Source organism: Syntrophotaleaceae bacterium (assembly GCA_041390365.1).
Lineage (GTDB): Bacteria > Desulfobacterota > Desulfuromonadia > Desulfuromonadales > Syntrophotaleaceae > JAWKQB01.
This window is the reverse complement of the sequence record JAWKQB010000001.1, coordinates 1,459,775-1,474,187: the sequence shown is the minus strand read 5'-3', so window position 1 is coordinate 1,474,187 and position 14,413 is coordinate 1,459,775. Positions and strand designations below refer to the sequence as shown.

General features: G+C 59.5%; 12 protein-coding genes. 7 read left to right on the top strand and 5 right to left on the bottom strand.

The window, feature by feature from the left end:
* Position 1: 1 nt before the first annotated feature.
* Both R2940_06830 and R2940_06825 read right to left on the bottom strand, forming a co-directional pair.
* Positions 2-814 (bottom strand): glucose 1-dehydrogenase, encoded by an 813-nt coding sequence (locus R2940_06830; GenBank protein MEZ4599486.1) that lies wholly within the window; start codon positions 812-814, stop codon positions 2-4.
* Positions 815-940: 126 nt separating this feature from the next.
* A complete protein-coding gene (locus R2940_06825) occupies positions 941-1,858 on the bottom strand; it encodes a ribose-phosphate pyrophosphokinase (protein ID MEZ4599485.1) in 918 nt (305 codons plus the stop codon).
* A gap of 177 nt (positions 1,859-2,035) precedes the next feature.
* Between R2940_06825 and R2940_06820 the strand changes: the two genes are divergently transcribed.
* Both R2940_06820 and R2940_06815 read left to right on the top strand, forming a co-directional pair.
* On the top strand, positions 2,036-3,280 hold the full coding sequence (locus R2940_06820) for an MgtC/SapB family protein (protein ID MEZ4599484.1): 1,245 nt from the start codon (positions 2,036-2,038) through the stop codon (positions 3,278-3,280).
* A 34-nt stretch (positions 3,281-3,314) separates the two neighbouring features.
* Complete coding sequence (locus R2940_06815) at positions 3,315-4,211, top strand: complex I NDUFA9 subunit family protein (GenBank protein ID MEZ4599483.1); 897 nt, start codon at positions 3,315-3,317, stop codon at positions 4,209-4,211.
* 66 nt (positions 4,212-4,277) lie between these two features.
* On the opposite strand, the gene R2940_06810 is transcribed toward R2940_06815, so the two are convergent.
* Both R2940_06810 and R2940_06805 read right to left on the bottom strand, forming a co-directional pair.
* Positions 4,278-4,637 carry an STAS/SEC14 domain-containing protein gene (locus tag R2940_06810; GenBank protein MEZ4599482.1) on the bottom strand — a complete coding sequence of 120 codons (360 nt, stop codon included), beginning with the start codon at positions 4,635-4,637 and terminating at the stop codon, positions 4,278-4,280.
* A 29-nt stretch (positions 4,638-4,666) separates the two neighbouring features.
* Complete coding sequence (locus R2940_06805) at positions 4,667-5,524, bottom strand: aldo/keto reductase (GenBank protein MEZ4599481.1); 858 nt, start codon at positions 5,522-5,524, stop codon at positions 4,667-4,669.
* 288 nt (positions 5,525-5,812) lie between these two features.
* Here R2940_06805 and R2940_06800 point away from each other — a divergent pair, with 288 nt between their 5' ends.
* The 5 genes from R2940_06800 to R2940_06780 all read left to right on the top strand — a co-directional run bounded on the left by R2940_06800 (position 5,813) and on the right by R2940_06780 (position 12,585).
* Positions 5,813-7,057: an exonuclease SbcCD subunit D gene (locus R2940_06800; GenBank protein ID MEZ4599480.1), complete on the top strand. Its 1,245-nt coding sequence runs from the start codon at positions 5,813-5,815 to the stop codon at positions 7,055-7,057.
* Positions 7,058-7,059: 2 nt separating this feature from the next.
* Positions 7,060-9,501, top strand: coding sequence for an SMC family ATPase (locus tag R2940_06795; GenBank protein ID MEZ4599479.1), 2,442 nt, complete (start codon positions 7,060-7,062; stop codon positions 9,499-9,501).
* A 48-nt stretch (positions 9,502-9,549) separates the two neighbouring features.
* On the top strand, positions 9,550-9,879 hold the full coding sequence (locus R2940_06790; protein ID MEZ4599478.1) for a transcriptional regulator: 330 nt from the start codon (positions 9,550-9,552) through the stop codon (positions 9,877-9,879).
* A gap of 83 nt (positions 9,880-9,962) precedes the next feature.
* Positions 9,963-10,418 (top strand): chemotaxis protein CheX, encoded by a 456-nt coding sequence (locus R2940_06785; protein MEZ4599477.1) that lies wholly within the window; start codon positions 9,963-9,965, stop codon positions 10,416-10,418.
* A 265-nt stretch (positions 10,419-10,683) separates the two neighbouring features.
* The gene (locus R2940_06780; protein ID MEZ4599476.1) at positions 10,684-12,585 is read left to right on the top strand and encodes a phosphoenolpyruvate carboxykinase (GTP); all 1,902 of its coding nucleotides are present in this window, start codon (positions 10,684-10,686) and stop codon (positions 12,583-12,585) included.
* Positions 12,586-12,601: 16 nt separating this feature from the next.
* Here R2940_06780 and R2940_06775 read toward each other — a convergent pair whose 3' ends face one another.
* Positions 12,602-14,203: a phosphatidylserine/phosphatidylglycerophosphate/cardiolipin synthase family protein gene (locus R2940_06775; GenBank protein ID MEZ4599475.1), complete on the bottom strand. Its 1,602-nt coding sequence runs from the start codon at positions 14,201-14,203 to the stop codon at positions 12,602-12,604.
* Between the last annotated feature and the right edge of the window lie 210 nt (positions 14,204-14,413).

The following is a 14,413-nucleotide window of genomic DNA, read 5'->3' as shown; positions in this document are numbered from 1 at the left end:
GTCATCGGCCGGTGCCGAATCCGGGGTAAAGCGTCATGCCGCCGTCAATGAAAAGAGTTTCTCCAGAGATATAATCGGCGGCATCCGAGGCCAGCCAGGCCACGGCAGGTCCGATGTCGAGAGTGTCACCCATTCTGCCGTAGGGGATCAGGCTGCAGAGTTTGGCGGCGGTCTGCTCGTCTTCCCAGACGTCGCGGTTGATGTCGGTTCTGATGGCACCGGGGGCCACGGCGTTGACTCGGATTTTGCGGGGCGCCAGCTCCTGGGCGATGGACTTCATCAACAGCATCAGCCCGCCCTTGCTGGCGGCATAGTTGACATGTCCTCCCCAGGGGATCCTCTGGTGGACGGAACTGATAAAAATGATTTTGCCCAGGGCGCGGGAGCGCTCGGGAACGGGGCCCCGGCGCAGAAATTCCCTTGCGGCCGCCCGGGCGCAAAGAAAGCCGCCGGTCAGGTTGACGTCGATAACTTTTCGCCACTGTTCCAGCGTCATGTCGGCAAAGGGAGCGTCCTTCTGGATACCGGCATTGCTGACCAAAATATCCAGATGGCCGAAGGCCTCGAGGGTTCTGGCGAACATCCGTTCGACGTCTTGCTCCTGACTGACATCGGCTCCGATGGTGACCGTTTTCACGCCGTGCTGCCGGGATATCTGATCGGCCGCCTCCCTGGCCTGCTGGGCGGAATGATGGTAATTGATCGCCACGTCGGCACCGGCAGCGGCCAGCGCCTCGGCACAGGCGCGGCCAATTCCTGAGGATGAACCGGTGACCAGCGCCGCCTGCCCTTGCAGAGAAGCCGGATTTGGCATGACCTGCCTCCCGTTTCTAATCAGAAAGCCTTAAACCCTGATGGGTTGTTTCAGTATATCATGCCCCCGGGAGTCACCAAGGGCCCGTCTGCCTGTGGTCGAGACAGCCTTGGTTCGGGAAGCCGGTCAATTTTCGAGAGGTATACCTGCTATCCGGTTCACCTCGTCTGCCAGGATCTGAGCCAGACTGTATCTTTCCAAAGGGAGAGGCCGGGTTGCCGCCAGCGTGATGCTGTCCGTGGTGAGGATTCTCTGCAGAGGCAGTTTCGCCAATCGATCAGCAGCCTCGCCGACAAGCAGACAGTGGCTTGCCATAATCGATATGTCCGGCTTTGCACCAGCCTCCAGCAAAGCTTTCACCGCGGCCACCATGGTCCCCCCTGTGCTGATCATGTCGTCGACCAGGACCGGAGACCGATCCTTGACCTCACCGGTCACCGCCCGCACCGACACCTCGCGATCGCTTTTCCGCACTTTCTCCACGTAGGCCACCGGAAGATCCAACAGTTCGCCGTATCGGTTGGCCAGGCGGACAGCACCGGCATCCGGGGCGACCAGGACATCGTTTGAATGGCGGTGTTTTCGATAGGTTTCGGCCAGCAGAGGCACCGCCGTCAGATGCAGCAGGGGAATGTCGGCAAATCCCTCGATGGCGGGAGTGTGCAGGTCGAAGGCGATGATCCGGTCGCAGCGGCAGGCCAGAAGGTCGGCCACAAGCCGGGCGCCGATCGGCTCCTCACCGGTAACCCGGCGATCCTGTCTGGCATAGCCGAAATAGGGGACGATCGCAACGATCGATTGGGCCCCCCGCCGGCGGCAGGCGTCGGCGAGCAGGAGAAGCTCAAGGAGATGTGCGCCGGCCGGTGCGTGGGTGGATTGCAGCAGAAAGACCTTGCGTCCCTCAAGCGCTTCCTTCACTTGCACCTTGATTTCACCGTCGGGAAAAACCTCGATCAGACAGCGGCCCGGCTGTGCATCCAGCGCCTGCATGAGGCGTTCACCCAGGGCAGGAAGAGAACGTCCTATCAACACCATCGGCTTCATGACCCCTCCCAGTTTCCGTTAACTTTAGAAAAAATAAAGAAGTTTTCAAGAAAGGGAGAAAAAGAAGCTGTGGGCGGATGGAAAACCCGGCGGACGAAAACCCGGGAGAAGTTTCATCCCTCTCTGTGAAATCGGCGGGTTCGGTTAGAATTGAAAGGAAAGCGTTGCGAAGAAAGGATGAAAATCAACATGCAGGTCTGGCAACAACTCGGTATAGCCCTCGGATTGGGACTTCTGGTCGGCCTGCAGCGGGAATGGTCCCAGCCCCGGGCCGCCGGAATCCGCTCCTTTGCCCTGATTACCGTCCTCGGAACCGTCTGTTCCATTCTGTCGGTCAGGTTCGGCGGCTGGATTCTGGCCGGCGGCCTGATCGCCCTCGGCGCCACCATGGTGATGGCCAACCTGGGACGCAAAACCACCCGGGAGGCGCATCCGGGTCCCACTACGGAAGTGGCCGCCCTGGTCATGTTCGCCGTGGGCGCCCTGCTGCCGACCGGCAGAGTCGCGGAGGCCGTGGCCATCGGCGGGGGCGTGGCTATGCTGCTGCACTGGAAACAGCCTCTGCACGGTTTCGTCCAGCGCATCGGCGAGGCCGAGATCCGGGCCGTTTTTCGCCTGGTTCTGATTGCTTTGGTCATTTTGCCGTTGTTGCCGGACCATTCCTACGGTCCCTATCACGTTCTCAACCCTTTCCATATCTGGCTGATGGTCGTCCTGATCGTCGGCATCAGCCTCGGCGGTTTTCTGGTGGCCCGCTATATGGGGGCGGAAACGGGTTCGGTGCTGAGCGGCCTGCTTGGCGGGATTATTTCCAGCACCGCCACCACCGTCAGCTATGCGCGCCGCACCAGAACCTCTCCCGAGGCCTCCCCGCTGGCGGCCCTTGTCATCATGATCGCCTCCACGGTCGTGTTTATTCGTGTGGCCTTCGAAGTGGCTCTGGTGGCACCCGAAATTTTCTGGGAAATGCTGCCCCAGTTCGGCCTCATGACCCTGTGGATGGGACTGATCTCCCTGGCGGCCTATCTGCTGGCGCACAGAAAAAAGGCGGATATACCCGAGCCGAAGGATCCTTCGAACCTTATCGCCGCGGTGGTTTTCGGCGCCCTCTATGCTCTCGTGCTGCTGGCTGTCGCGGCGGCCGAAGAGCATTTCGGCGATGCCGGCCTGTATGTGGTGGCGGCTTTCAGCGGACTGACGGATATGGATGCCATCACCCTGTCGACCGCCCAGATGATCAAAAACGATCGACTGGACCTGGATACCGGCTGGCGCATGGTCATGATCGGAGCTCTGTCCAATATCATGTTCAAAGCTTTTATTGTCGGTGCTCTGGGGCAAGCCAGGCTTCTGGCACGAATATCGGTCCTTTTCGGATTTTCCCTGGCCGGAGGATTATTGCTGCTCTGGCTGTGGCCTTGAACAAGGCGCACTACACCCTTTGAAGGAGTGTCCTATGCAGGTTTTCGTGACGGGAAGCACCGGGTTTGTGGGCGGCGAAGTGCTGCGGCAGCTGGCTGCGGCCGGGCATCAGGTTGTCGCCCTCGTGCGCCCCGGTTCGGAAGGAAAACTGGAAAAACATCCCGACATCAGGATCCATCCGGGAGACGTTACCGATCCTGGCAGCCTCCCCGAGGGGATGCGGGGATGCGAAGCGGTCATCCACCTCGTCGGAATCATCCGCGAATTTCCGGACAAAGGAGTGACCTTCGAACGACTGCATGTGCAGGGAACCGAAAATGTTCTTCGTGCTGCAGCTGCCAGCGGCACCGGGCGATATCTTCACATGAGCGCCAACGGCGCCAGGGCCGACGGATACTCCGAATACGAGCGGACAAAGTGGCGGGCTGAGCAGGCGGTGGGGGATTCGGGACTTGAATGGACCATTTTCCGTCCATCGCTGATTTTCGGACCGGGCAGCGATCTTTTTTCCATGTTGTCAAAAATGGTTCGCCTGGCGCCGGTGGTGCCCGTGATCGGCGACGGCCGCTACCGGCTGCAGCCGGTGGCGCTCGAGCAGGTGGCCGAATCCTTTGTCCGGGCGCTGTCGTTGCCGGAAACGGTGGGGCGGATTTTTCACCTGTGCGGTTCCGAAGATTATGCCTACAATGAAATCCTCGACCTGATCGGCAAGGCATTGGGCAAGGACAAAGTCCGAAAAATCCACCAGCCGGTGTCCCTGGTCAAACCGGTTGTCCGGGTCATGGAACAGTTCTCCGCTTTTCCGATCACCTCTGGACAGCTGACCATGCTGCTGGAGGGGAATATCTGCGACAGGGGACCCTGGGCGGACACTTTCGGCATTGAACCGATCTCTTTCGCCCAGGGGGTGAAGAATTGCCTCGGACAGTAAGGGGCTGATTGCTTTGTCCCGCGATCCATGATAATCAGGAGGTGTTCCAGGACCGCCGGAGGACCTTCAGTCCCCGGTCAGCCAGTCCCATGCCCGATCCAGTTCGCCCTCATTGAAACAGTGACAGCGGGTGTGGGTCAGGACTCCGAATATCCTGGAGACCCACTGCTGGACGTCCGTTCCACCGACAATGGCCAGTCGTTCCAGGCGGGGTGTATGGCGAATGTCGAATTTGAGTTCTTCCCACAGCGATCCCAGTCCGTCGAATGGAAATGCTTTCAAATCGATCAGCACCCGTATCCTGCCGTGGACGGAGATGGTTCCCTCCAACTCGTCCGTGATCTGCTGCATCTCTTCCCGACCGAGAGGGCGGGTTATCCGATAAGCCAAAGATGATCCGGTACTTCGATTCAGTCGCTCGTACATCACCCGACCTTCTTAAGAGAGACAAAGGATCAACAGTCGCTGTTCAGCGGGCGGAATCGGACCGGTTTGGGAATGGATTTTTTCGGGTTCCGGCTTTGTTTGTACGGCATCAATCGTTTGGCCCAGGGCTTAATGGCCTTTTCCAGGGCCAGACGTTCCTCAGTATTGAGCGGAGATATCTGGCTGGCTTCAAAATTTTCGGTGACCTGAAGCGGATTGTCGCAGCCGATGACGATGGTGGAGACGTCGAAGGATAGGGCATAGCGGAGCCACAGGGAGGCGCTTCCCTGACCGGGAATCTGCAGGCCGAAACCCCTGCAGAAGACCTTCATGCCGATGGCCCCCATCTCCTGGCGACGGGCTTCGGGCAGAACGATGTGGGGAAAACTCAGCCAGTGCGTTTCCGCCGGATTGACCGGCAGCAGGACCGTGTCGAATTCGTAGAGGGTCAAGGCCTGCAGCAGAATGTCGGGGTCCTGATGTCCGGTGATGCCGATAAATCGTGCCTTGCCGTCCTTTTTGGCCCTGCGGAAGGCTTCCAGCAAACCGTTGGGAGCGAAAATTTTCTGCAGATCCTCGTCCGTGCGCACATCGTGAATCTGCCACAGATCGAGCCAGTCGGTGCGCAGAGCCCGCAAGCTTTGCTCCAGTTGCTCCATGGCTCCAGCAGCGCTGCGGTCGTGCGCCTTGCTGGCCAGAAAAATACCTTGCCGTCTTGATCCCAGGCTGAGTCCGTAATAGGATTCGCTGTCGGCATAGGCCCGGGCCGATTCAAAATAGTTGATACCCAGATCGAGAGCACGGTCGATGACCGCTTGCGCTTCCCGTTCCCGGCCGCAGGAGCGGAGAATGCCTTCACCACCAAGGCCGATACAGGAAACTTCCACACCGGTTTTTCCTAGTTTTCTTTTAGGGATCATGGCAATAGCACCTTTTTCTCACATTATACCGGCTTTTACCGAAACTGATTGCACTTCAATAACAGTTGAAAAGTTCTTCGAGGTGATTAAGGATCGAATTTTGTCAATATTTGAATAATATAAGGATAATAATGACCAAATATCATCTTATATGACAATTATTGCCCTTCTTATTTTTAAATTTTTTCCTTACATTTGGTCATTTTTATCATTAAGCCGGTTGTTCTATAATTAGGATTCCTCAGGGCCTCAAACATGCGTTTCATACACACCGCGGATATTCATCTTGGAAAAACCTATCGGAGAAGCGCTGCCGAAACGGAACGCTATGCCGATTTTTTCCGATGTCTCGACAGCATTATCGCCGACGCTCTGGCAGAGCGGGTCGATTTCGTGCTGATAGCGGGGGACCTGTTTCATACCGGACAGATCCTGCCCCGAACCTTCGCCGGTACCATCGAATGCCTGCTGCCGCTGAAGGAGGCCGGCATTCCATGCATTGTCGTGGAGGGAAACCACGACTGGATTCATCGTCGGGACAGCATTTCCTGGATGGAGGCCCTTTCGGCCATGGGATACGTCAAGCTGCTGCGACCAGATCGGAGTGACGAGGGAGGCTACCGCTTCTCTTCCTTCGATGAGGAAACCGGACAGGGGGGGATGTGCCGTGTCGGCGATCTGCATATTTACGGTCTCGGCTATATCGGCTCCCAGGCAGGAAGCCATGTCCCACGCATCTGCGAGGCCGTCACCACCGAAAAAAATTTACTGCTGTTTCATGTCGGCATTTGGAAATATTCTCCGGTCGAAATCGGAAATATGGGCCTGCAGGAAGCCTATCCTCTGGCCGAGGTATTCGACTATGTGGCTCTTGGTCATGGCCATAAACCTTATGCCGTGGAAACCCCGGAAGGAAAAAAATTTGCTTTCAATCCGGGAGCGCCGGAGCGGGTCAATTTCGGCGAGGAGCGTTACGACAAGGGGTATTATCTGGTGCAGGAGAAGGGGGGGGTGTTCGAAGCGGAATTCCGGCCGACCGACCCCCGCCCGATGATGACGCTGACGGTCAGCCTGAACGGTGCCGATACCGTGGAAGAGGCACTGCAGGTGTTGAAGCAGTCGGTGCTCTCGGAATGGAAAGGGACCCTTGACGGCCGGCGGCCCCTGCTTGAGATGCGACTGACCGGAAGGGTCGGTTTTCATCCTTTCGAAATTGGTCGGGAACGGCTGAAGCTTCTTTTGGAGGAACTTCTGGACCCGCTGCACCTTGAAGTGAAAAACCATCTGTCGCTGGTGACGCCGGGCTTCGGCGATGACCGGGTGAGGAAGAGCCTGGCCGACATCGAAAGGGAGGTGCTGAACCAGCTGGTCGGAAACGGCAACGAGTACCGGGGGAGGGAAGAGGAACTGGTCGCCTTGGCCCTGGCGATGCGCGATCTGGTGCACCGGGAGGCGGTCGATGAGGAGGATCTGCTCAGCCTGCTGGACGGGGAGATCTGATCATGCACATTCTCTCCGTCTATCTCCGCAACATCAAGAGCCATCGGGAGACCACCCTCGAATTCGCCCCCGGCATCAATGTTTTGTCCGGACCGAACGGCGTCGGGAAAAGTACGGTTTTCGAGGCGATCGGCTATGCCCTGTTCGGCGTCGAAGCGCAAAAGTTCGTCGGCAATGCCGACCGCTTTCTCTCCATCGGCAGCAAAAAGGGGGAGATTGCCGTGGTCTTCGAGCTGGAGCAGGGCAAGCGCTACCGGGTTTCGCGAACCGTCGGCACCGCCGGTCGATGGCTGCTCTGCCGCGAGGTCGGCGGTGCCTTCGAAGTGGAGGAGCACAAGGATGGCGTCGAAACCGAAGACCGCCTGAAAAAACTGCTCGGTTTGGACAACGGCCGCCCGCTGGCGGAACAGTTCGAGCGGGTGATCGGACCTTTTCAGAACGATTTTCTGGGGCCTTTCATCATCAGGCAGCCGAGCCGACGGCGGGATGAATTCGATGCCATCCTGGGGATCGATGCCTGGCGCAGAACCTTTACCGAAACAGCAGGACTCGGCCGGACCATCCGCGGCAAGATCGAGGTGCTCGAGACGGAAATCGCCCTGCGCAGGGAGCAAGTTGCCGTCCTGCCCGAAAAGCGGGAAGAACAGCAGAAAGTGAGGGCCGAGCTGGAATCCGTTGCGCAGGAACGGGACCGTAAGACCTTGGCGCTGAAAGAGCTGGAGAGTCTGCTCAGGGAGATGGACGGGCGGGAGCAAATTTTGGCCGGTCTGCGAAACGAGGTCGAAAAGCTCACCCTGCGCATTGCCGATGGGCGCCAGAAAATCGAGATTCAGAAGCAGCGGGTTCGCGATGCCGGCGAGGCCGCCAAGGTGCTGGAAGCGACGCGGCCGGCCATGGAAGCTTTCGAAAGCGCCGAAAAGCGTCTTTTGGACCTGCGTCTGCGGGAAAAAGAGCGGCGCGACATGGAAACGGGGATGGCCAACCTGGAACGTCAAGCCGCCGGTCTGAAAGAACGCTGCCAGGCGGAAATGCGCTCCATCGACAGGGCCCGCTCCGAAATCGCTGCCGAGGAGGAGAGGATCGCCGCGGCCGGCAAGGTGACTGGGGAGGACGCAGCCATGGTCCTCCTGGCCGGAAGCCTCCCGGACCTCCGGGACCGCCTGGCCGCCCTGCGGAACCGTCAGGGCCTGGTGGCCGGACGACGTCACGGGCTGGAGGAGGGCCGGGTAAAGCTGAGTGAAGGGACTTGCCCCTTTTTCCAGGAAACCTGCCTGAACGTGGAGGGCCGTCCGGCCGGGGATGTCTTTTCCACTGGTTTGGCTTCTCTCGAAAAGGAGCAGATTCTGATCGAAGCCGAAATGGAAAAGCTCTTGACCGAGGAGGGTTTGGCCGAACAGGCGGCGGCGAAGCTCAGAGAGACCCGGGGACGGCAACGGGCGCTGGAGGAGCAGTCTGCGGCCCTCGCCCGACGGCGAAAGGACCTGGACGCCCGCGAGCAGGACCGGCAGGCTCTTTTGCGGCAGCAGCAGGACCTGGAGGCCCTGCTGCAGCAGCGAAAAAAGGAGTTGCAGGCCTTTGCCGGGCTGGAGCAGGCCATTGAAGGGGCCGAAGGGGAAAAGACGGCCAACCGGGAGGGAAGGGATGCCTTTTTCGCCCACAAGGCGCAGGCCGCCGAATGGACCAATCTTCAAGAAATCCTTGAAAAATACTGCAAACTGCTGAATGATCTTGAAACCGAGAAAAAAACCCAAGCCGATCTTCTGCAGAGGACGATCGACGACTACGATCAAGAGAGTCATGCAGGCGCCAGAAAACGAAAGGAATCTCTGCTGGGCGAACTGGGCACCATGGGCCAGCAGATCGCCGGTCTGGAAAAGGATTGCGGACGTTTGACCGAGGAGATTGCCCGGCTGGAGGAGATACGGCGGGAGATGACGTCCAGGGAGGCTCTTGCGGCGGGGTGGGCCAGAAAAGAAAAGCTGGTCAAATATTTGCGGAACAGAGTCTTCAAGAATGTCTCCTCCCACCTCTCGGAGCGGTTTCGCGAAGAGATCAGCCAGCGCGCCGACCGGATCTACCGAACCATCTCGGAAGCCGACGAGGAGCTGACCTGGGCCGACAACTATCAGGTGGTGCTGAGGGATCTGCATGACGGGCAGGTTCGGGAGCGGAGCGACGACCAGCTGTCCGGAGGCCAGATGATGAGCGCCGTGGTCGCCCTGCGGCTGGCCCTGCTGCAGACCATCGGCGCACGGATCGCCTTTTTCGACGAGCCGACCAGTCACCTGGACGGCGCCCGGCGGGAAAACCTGGCCCGGGCTTTTCGGGCCATCGACGTCGGCCGTGAGGAAGTGACGGAACACTGGTACGATCAGCTGTTCCTGATCAGCCACGATCTCTCCTTCACCGAGATCACGGATCAGGTCGTCTCTCTCGGAGAATGAAATCAGGCAGGGCAGGCAGTTGAAAAGAGCCTGCGGGGGCTGGCCGCCATGAAAAAGCACAGTTCGCCCTTTGTTCCCCAGGAAAGAAAGGAAACGGTCCGCCAGGCGATAGCGGCCCTGCTCCGGCAGGGGCCGGTTTCCGCCCGGGAAATTTCGGCGGCGGTGGGGATCAGCGAGAAGCAGGTCGGGGATCACCTGGAGCATGTCCGCAGGTCGGCCGGGCATGAGGGGGAGGTCCTGGTGCAGGAGGCCGCCCGATGTCTCGACTGCGGGTTCGTTTTCAGCAAACGGGACCGTTTGCGGACCCCCGGAAAATGTCCGGTCTGCCGGAGCGAAGGGGTCTCCGAGCCGCGTTTTGCGTTGGAGCAGCGCAACTGATCGCCATTGTTGACTAAAGAAATCGTTCAGAAGGGACGATACCATCAGAGAAAAACCGATTATCCAAGAGAGAAAGGTGCGGGATGGACTACAAGGAGATTATCTGCCAGGCCGTCGAGGAAATCTTTTCAGCCATGATTTTCATGGATATCGCCCCAAAGGACGGTTCCGTCGATGCTGTCGAAGACCAAATGCTGTCGGGGATGGTCGGTTTTGCCGGAGATCTCAAGGGCACCGTCCTGCTGCATCTGCCGGAACCGGTGGCGCTGGCGATTACCAACGCTTTTCTTGAACTGGACCTCGACGAGATCAACAGCGAGGTCAAGGACGCCATCGGTGAGTTGGCCAACATGGTCGCCGGCGGTATCAAATATCTTCTGCCGGAAGGGAGCCAGAACATCCAGCTTTCAATTCCGTCCGTCATCTCAGGACGGAAATATTCCTGCGGCTCTCCGGGCAGCCATGATCGCGTCCTGGTTGGATTCGAAACCCCGGCCGGGGCTTTCGAGGCGGAACTGGTCGTACGCAGCGGTGCCTAGGCGATCGTGGGAATCTTGCACAAAAAATGACCCGGGGAGGAGGACTTTCCCGGGTTTTTGCATTCTGTGGATGATACCCTAAAAGCTTTCACCACAGAGCTCATTGAGAACACAGAGGAAAACCATGAACCCTGTTTGGGGTTGCTTTTTGGCTTTCTCTGGCCTACGTGGTCAATGAATTTGATTTGGCAGGGGCAATGCCAGTTACGACCGCAGAGCCCTATCTGGTATGCTGGAATCAAATCTCCTTTCACGGAAGAGCAATATGAGGAAATCAAGGGATTGTGCCGGCCTGCAGCTCCTAAAAGACTGTCTTGATGAAACCGGCCGCAGCAAGCTCGGCCGGATCGACAATGCCGAGCTCAATCGGTTTCTGGCCGAAACCGTGGCGCTTTGCCGTCCCGACCGGGTCAGGATCTGCGACGACGGCCCGGAGGACCGGGACTACCTGCGCCGTCGGGCCCTGGCTGCCGGAGAGGAAATTCCCCTTGCCACAGAAGGGCATACCGTTCATTTCGACGCCTTTTCCAACGGTCGGCAGCATGATCAGTCCCGGGACAAGGCCAATACCCGCTTTCTGGCGGGGGACGGGAATGATCTGGGAGAGGAATTCAACACCCTGCCCCGACGCCAGGGGCTGGAGGAGATCAGGGAACGGATGGCCGGGAGTATGTCCGGCAAGGAGATGATCGTTCGATTCTACTGCCTCGGGCCCAACAACTCCCCTTTCAGCCTGCCCTGTGTTCAGCTGACCGACTCCCCGTACGTGGCTCACTGTGAAGATATCCTTTTTCGGCCGGGTTACGAAACATTCCGCTCCCTCGCCAAAGGGGACAGGTTTTTCCGCATGCTCCATTCCAACGGGCGCACCGAAAACGGGGTCAGTGCCGATCTTCATCAACGGCGGGTCATCATCGATCTGGCCGAGGACCTTGTCTACAGCGTCAATACCCAGTATGCCGGCAACTCCGTGGGCCTGAAAAAGCCGGCCCTGCGCCTCGCGATCCGCAGGGCCAACCAGGAAGGGTGGCTGGCCGAGCATATGTTTCTCATGGGGGTTCACGGGCCGGGAGGGCGCACGACCTATTTCTCCGGCGCCTACCCGAGCGCCTGCGGCAAAACCTCCACGGCGATGGTTCCGGGAGAAACCATTCTGGCCGATGACCTGATCTACATCCGGGCCATGGACGGCCGTGCCCGGGCCGTCAATGTGGAACAGGGCATCCTAGGGATCATCGAGGGGGTCAATCCCGCGGACGATCCGGAGCTTTTCCGCGTGCTGCACACACCGGGGGAGGTGATCTTCAGCAATGTGCTGGTCGCCGAAGGCCGCCCCTACTGGATCGGCATGGGGGAGGATCTGCCGGCCGAGGGTTTCAATTATGCCGGTGCCTGGTTCCGGGGCAAACGGGACAGCGGCAATCTGGAGATCGCCCCCTCCTACAAGGGAAATGCACGATATACGGTGGCCCTGTCCCCCCTGGCCAATCTCGATCCGAGGGCTGAAGACCCTCAAGGGGTACCGCTGGAGGGCATCATCTACGGCGGCAGGGACAGCGACACGGCGGTTCCGGTCCAGGAGAGTTTCGACTGGATCCACGGCATCGTCACCATGGGCGCCGCTTTGGAAAGCGAGACGACCGCTGCGGCCCTCGAAACCCAGGGGGTACGCAAGTGCAATCCCATGGCGATTCTCGATTTTCTGTCCATCCCCCTCGGCCGTTACCTGCGCAACAACCTGGATTTTTGCAAAAAGCTCGAGCGTCCGCCCCGAATTTTCGCCACCAACTACTGGCTGAAGGATGCCGCGGGACGCTTTCTCAACGGCAAGCTCGACAAAGCCGTCTGGCTGAAATGGATGGAGCTGCGGGTGCACGACGAAGTCTCCGCCATCGAAGCTCCCACCGGCCGCATTCCCTATTTCGAAGACCTGGAAAGGCTGTTTCGCCAGGTTTTTAATAAGACCTATTCCCGCGAGGACTATGCGGCCCAGTTCGGCATCCGGCTGGCCGGCAATCTGGAAAAGATCGAGCGGATTCTCACTTTTTACGCCCAAGTTCCCGAAATGCCGCCGGAACTGGCAGAGGTCCTCACGGCCCAGAAAGAGCGACTTCTCAAATGGCATGCCCTGAAAGGAGACGTTGTCAGCCCCTGCGACCTGGAGTAAACCGGCTTTTGAAACATCAATACCAGGGATACTCCCCCTTCAGCCGCGAAATCATGCGATAGAGTCCGCGGTAAATTCTGATCTTCCTCATCTCGTCCAGATCGAGGTGATCCACCGGCCCCCACTCGACCATCACCCGCCCGTCCTTCCCCCGCCTCGGCGTGCCGTCGTCCGTGCGGGCGATGCGATACTGCACCAGAATTTCCCCTGCACGGATGTCCCGTCGGCGGGGCTGCAGGATCTCTTCGGCGACCGCCTCCGACCAGATGGCGGCGACCAGTTCACTGTTCATCGCCAGGCTCAGAATATCGAGGTTGTAGGTACCGACCAGGGCCAGGCGCCGGTCGAAAACGGCGAGCTTGCCGTGCAGGTTGTGGCGGTCCGGGGCGACGTAGAGTTCGAGCCCCGGAACGCGGGCCAGCAGCTCAGGCCACTGTTCCAGGAAAACCGCCTGGCTCATGGCGTTGTCGCTGGAGAGGGGGCTGTTGGTGATGACGGTGATCCGCACGCCGCGCTCGGCGGCCTCGGCGAGCACCTCGACAGCCTCGCGGGGGAGGACGAGGTAGGGGCTCTGGATAAAGATCTCCTCCCGTGCGCTTCGCACCAGCCGGATCAAGGTGCGGGTGATGGGGTCGTCGGCCTTTACCAGGCGCGTGCGGCTGTCGAGCAGACGCACCTCGGCTTCGCGCGACTTGGGCAGCCCGCGCTGCAGGGCGCCGCGCAGGTGGGGCATCTCTTCGAGCTGCTTCAGCCAGGGCAGCCCCTTCTGCTCCATCTTTGCGAGGACCGCCTCTGTCATCGGCCGGTCGTGCAGCCAGGCGTCCATCGCCTCGTAGGCGAGCAGAAGCTCATCCGTCGCATCGTTCAGATCGACCTCTTCGCGCGCGACGGCCTTGGCTTCGCCGCTGGCATACCCGGATGCGAAGGCGGCCTGCAGGGCGGCACCGATCGCCTCCCCGGAGAGGACCAGGTCGGTGTCCCTGAAAACCGTCGGATTGTCTTCGATGGGGGCGAAGTACTCGGTGGAAATATTGCGGCCGCCGATCAGAGCCCTCCTCCCATCGGCGAGCAGGATCTTGTCATGCTCGCTGACCCAGACCGCCGCCGGGTTCAAGGTCAGAAAGGCGTCGGTATACCGGTAGATCAGGGGCCGGTACATGCGAATGGTGATATTCCCGGTATTGACGAGGGCGTCGAGATAGTCGTTCCCGGTGAAACTGCGCGACATCTTCGTCCCCATGGCATCGAGAAGGATACGGATCTCGACCCCCTCCCGCGCCTTTTGCACTAGGTGCCCGAGAAAAGCGGTGCCGAAGACGTCCTGCTTGAGGATGAAGTAACAGATGTCGAGCCGCTCCCCGGCGCCGTCCAGCAATCGCCAGCGCTCCAGCCACGCCTGAGAGTTGTCCTCGAGCAGCCGCAACGACGCCTTCTGGCCCCCCTCGTGGGGGAGCGTATCAAAGGCTTCGCGCAGGGTCACTTCCGAACCCATGGGGTCCGGGAAGGCCTCCCGGCGCCCCTCCCTGGACGGAAGCTGCACGGTCAAAAAAGCCCGCCCGAGCACCCACAGCCCGACAAGAAAGCCGGCACCGATGGCTATTCCTTTGGTCCACGTCATAGGACTGCATCCTCACCGAAGCAAAGGAGTCTTCACAAGTATATACCTGCAGGCGTTTTATTCCGGGTGCAGCCCCTGCGGACGGTCAGATGGCCGAGTTTTTTTGCTGTTTTCCAGCGCCCTGAGCAGCTCACGGGCCGTCCGGGCCCGCATTGAAATCAGGTGAGCTCTGAGGGATCGGGTCTCAACTCTTGACAAAAGTACGAAGTT

Excerpts from the sequence above, each read along its gene's own strand:
- R2940_06775 (MEZ4599475.1), bottom strand. The coding sequence starts at position 14,203 with ATGACGTGGACCAAAGGAATAGCCATCGGTGCCGGCTTTCTTGTCGGG.
- R2940_06780 (MEZ4599476.1), top strand. The coding sequence starts at position 10,684 with ATGAGGAAATCAAGGGATTGTGCCGGCCTGCAGCTCCTAAAAGACTGT.
- R2940_06830 (MEZ4599486.1), bottom strand. The coding sequence starts at position 814 with ATGCCAAATCCGGCTTCTCTGCAAGGGCAGGCGGCGCTGGTCACCGGT.
- R2940_06800 (MEZ4599480.1), top strand. The coding sequence starts at position 5,813 with ATGCGTTTCATACACACCGCGGATATTCATCTTGGAAAAACCTATCGG.
- R2940_06820 (MEZ4599484.1), top strand. The coding sequence starts at position 2,036 with ATGAAAATCAACATGCAGGTCTGGCAACAACTCGGTATAGCCCTCGGA.
- R2940_06790 (MEZ4599478.1), top strand. The coding sequence starts at position 9,550 with ATGAAAAAGCACAGTTCGCCCTTTGTTCCCCAGGAAAGAAAGGAAACG.
- R2940_06825 (MEZ4599485.1), bottom strand. The coding sequence starts at position 1,858 with ATGAAGCCGATGGTGTTGATAGGACGTTCTCTTCCTGCCCTGGGTGAA.
- R2940_06795 (MEZ4599479.1), top strand. The coding sequence starts at position 7,060 with ATGCACATTCTCTCCGTCTATCTCCGCAACATCAAGAGCCATCGGGAG.
- R2940_06815 (MEZ4599483.1), top strand. The coding sequence starts at position 3,315 with ATGCAGGTTTTCGTGACGGGAAGCACCGGGTTTGTGGGCGGCGAAGTG.
- R2940_06810 (MEZ4599482.1), bottom strand. The coding sequence starts at position 4,637 with ATGTACGAGCGACTGAATCGAAGTACCGGATCATCTTTGGCTTATCGG.
- R2940_06785 (MEZ4599477.1), top strand. The coding sequence starts at position 9,963 with ATGGACTACAAGGAGATTATCTGCCAGGCCGTCGAGGAAATCTTTTCA.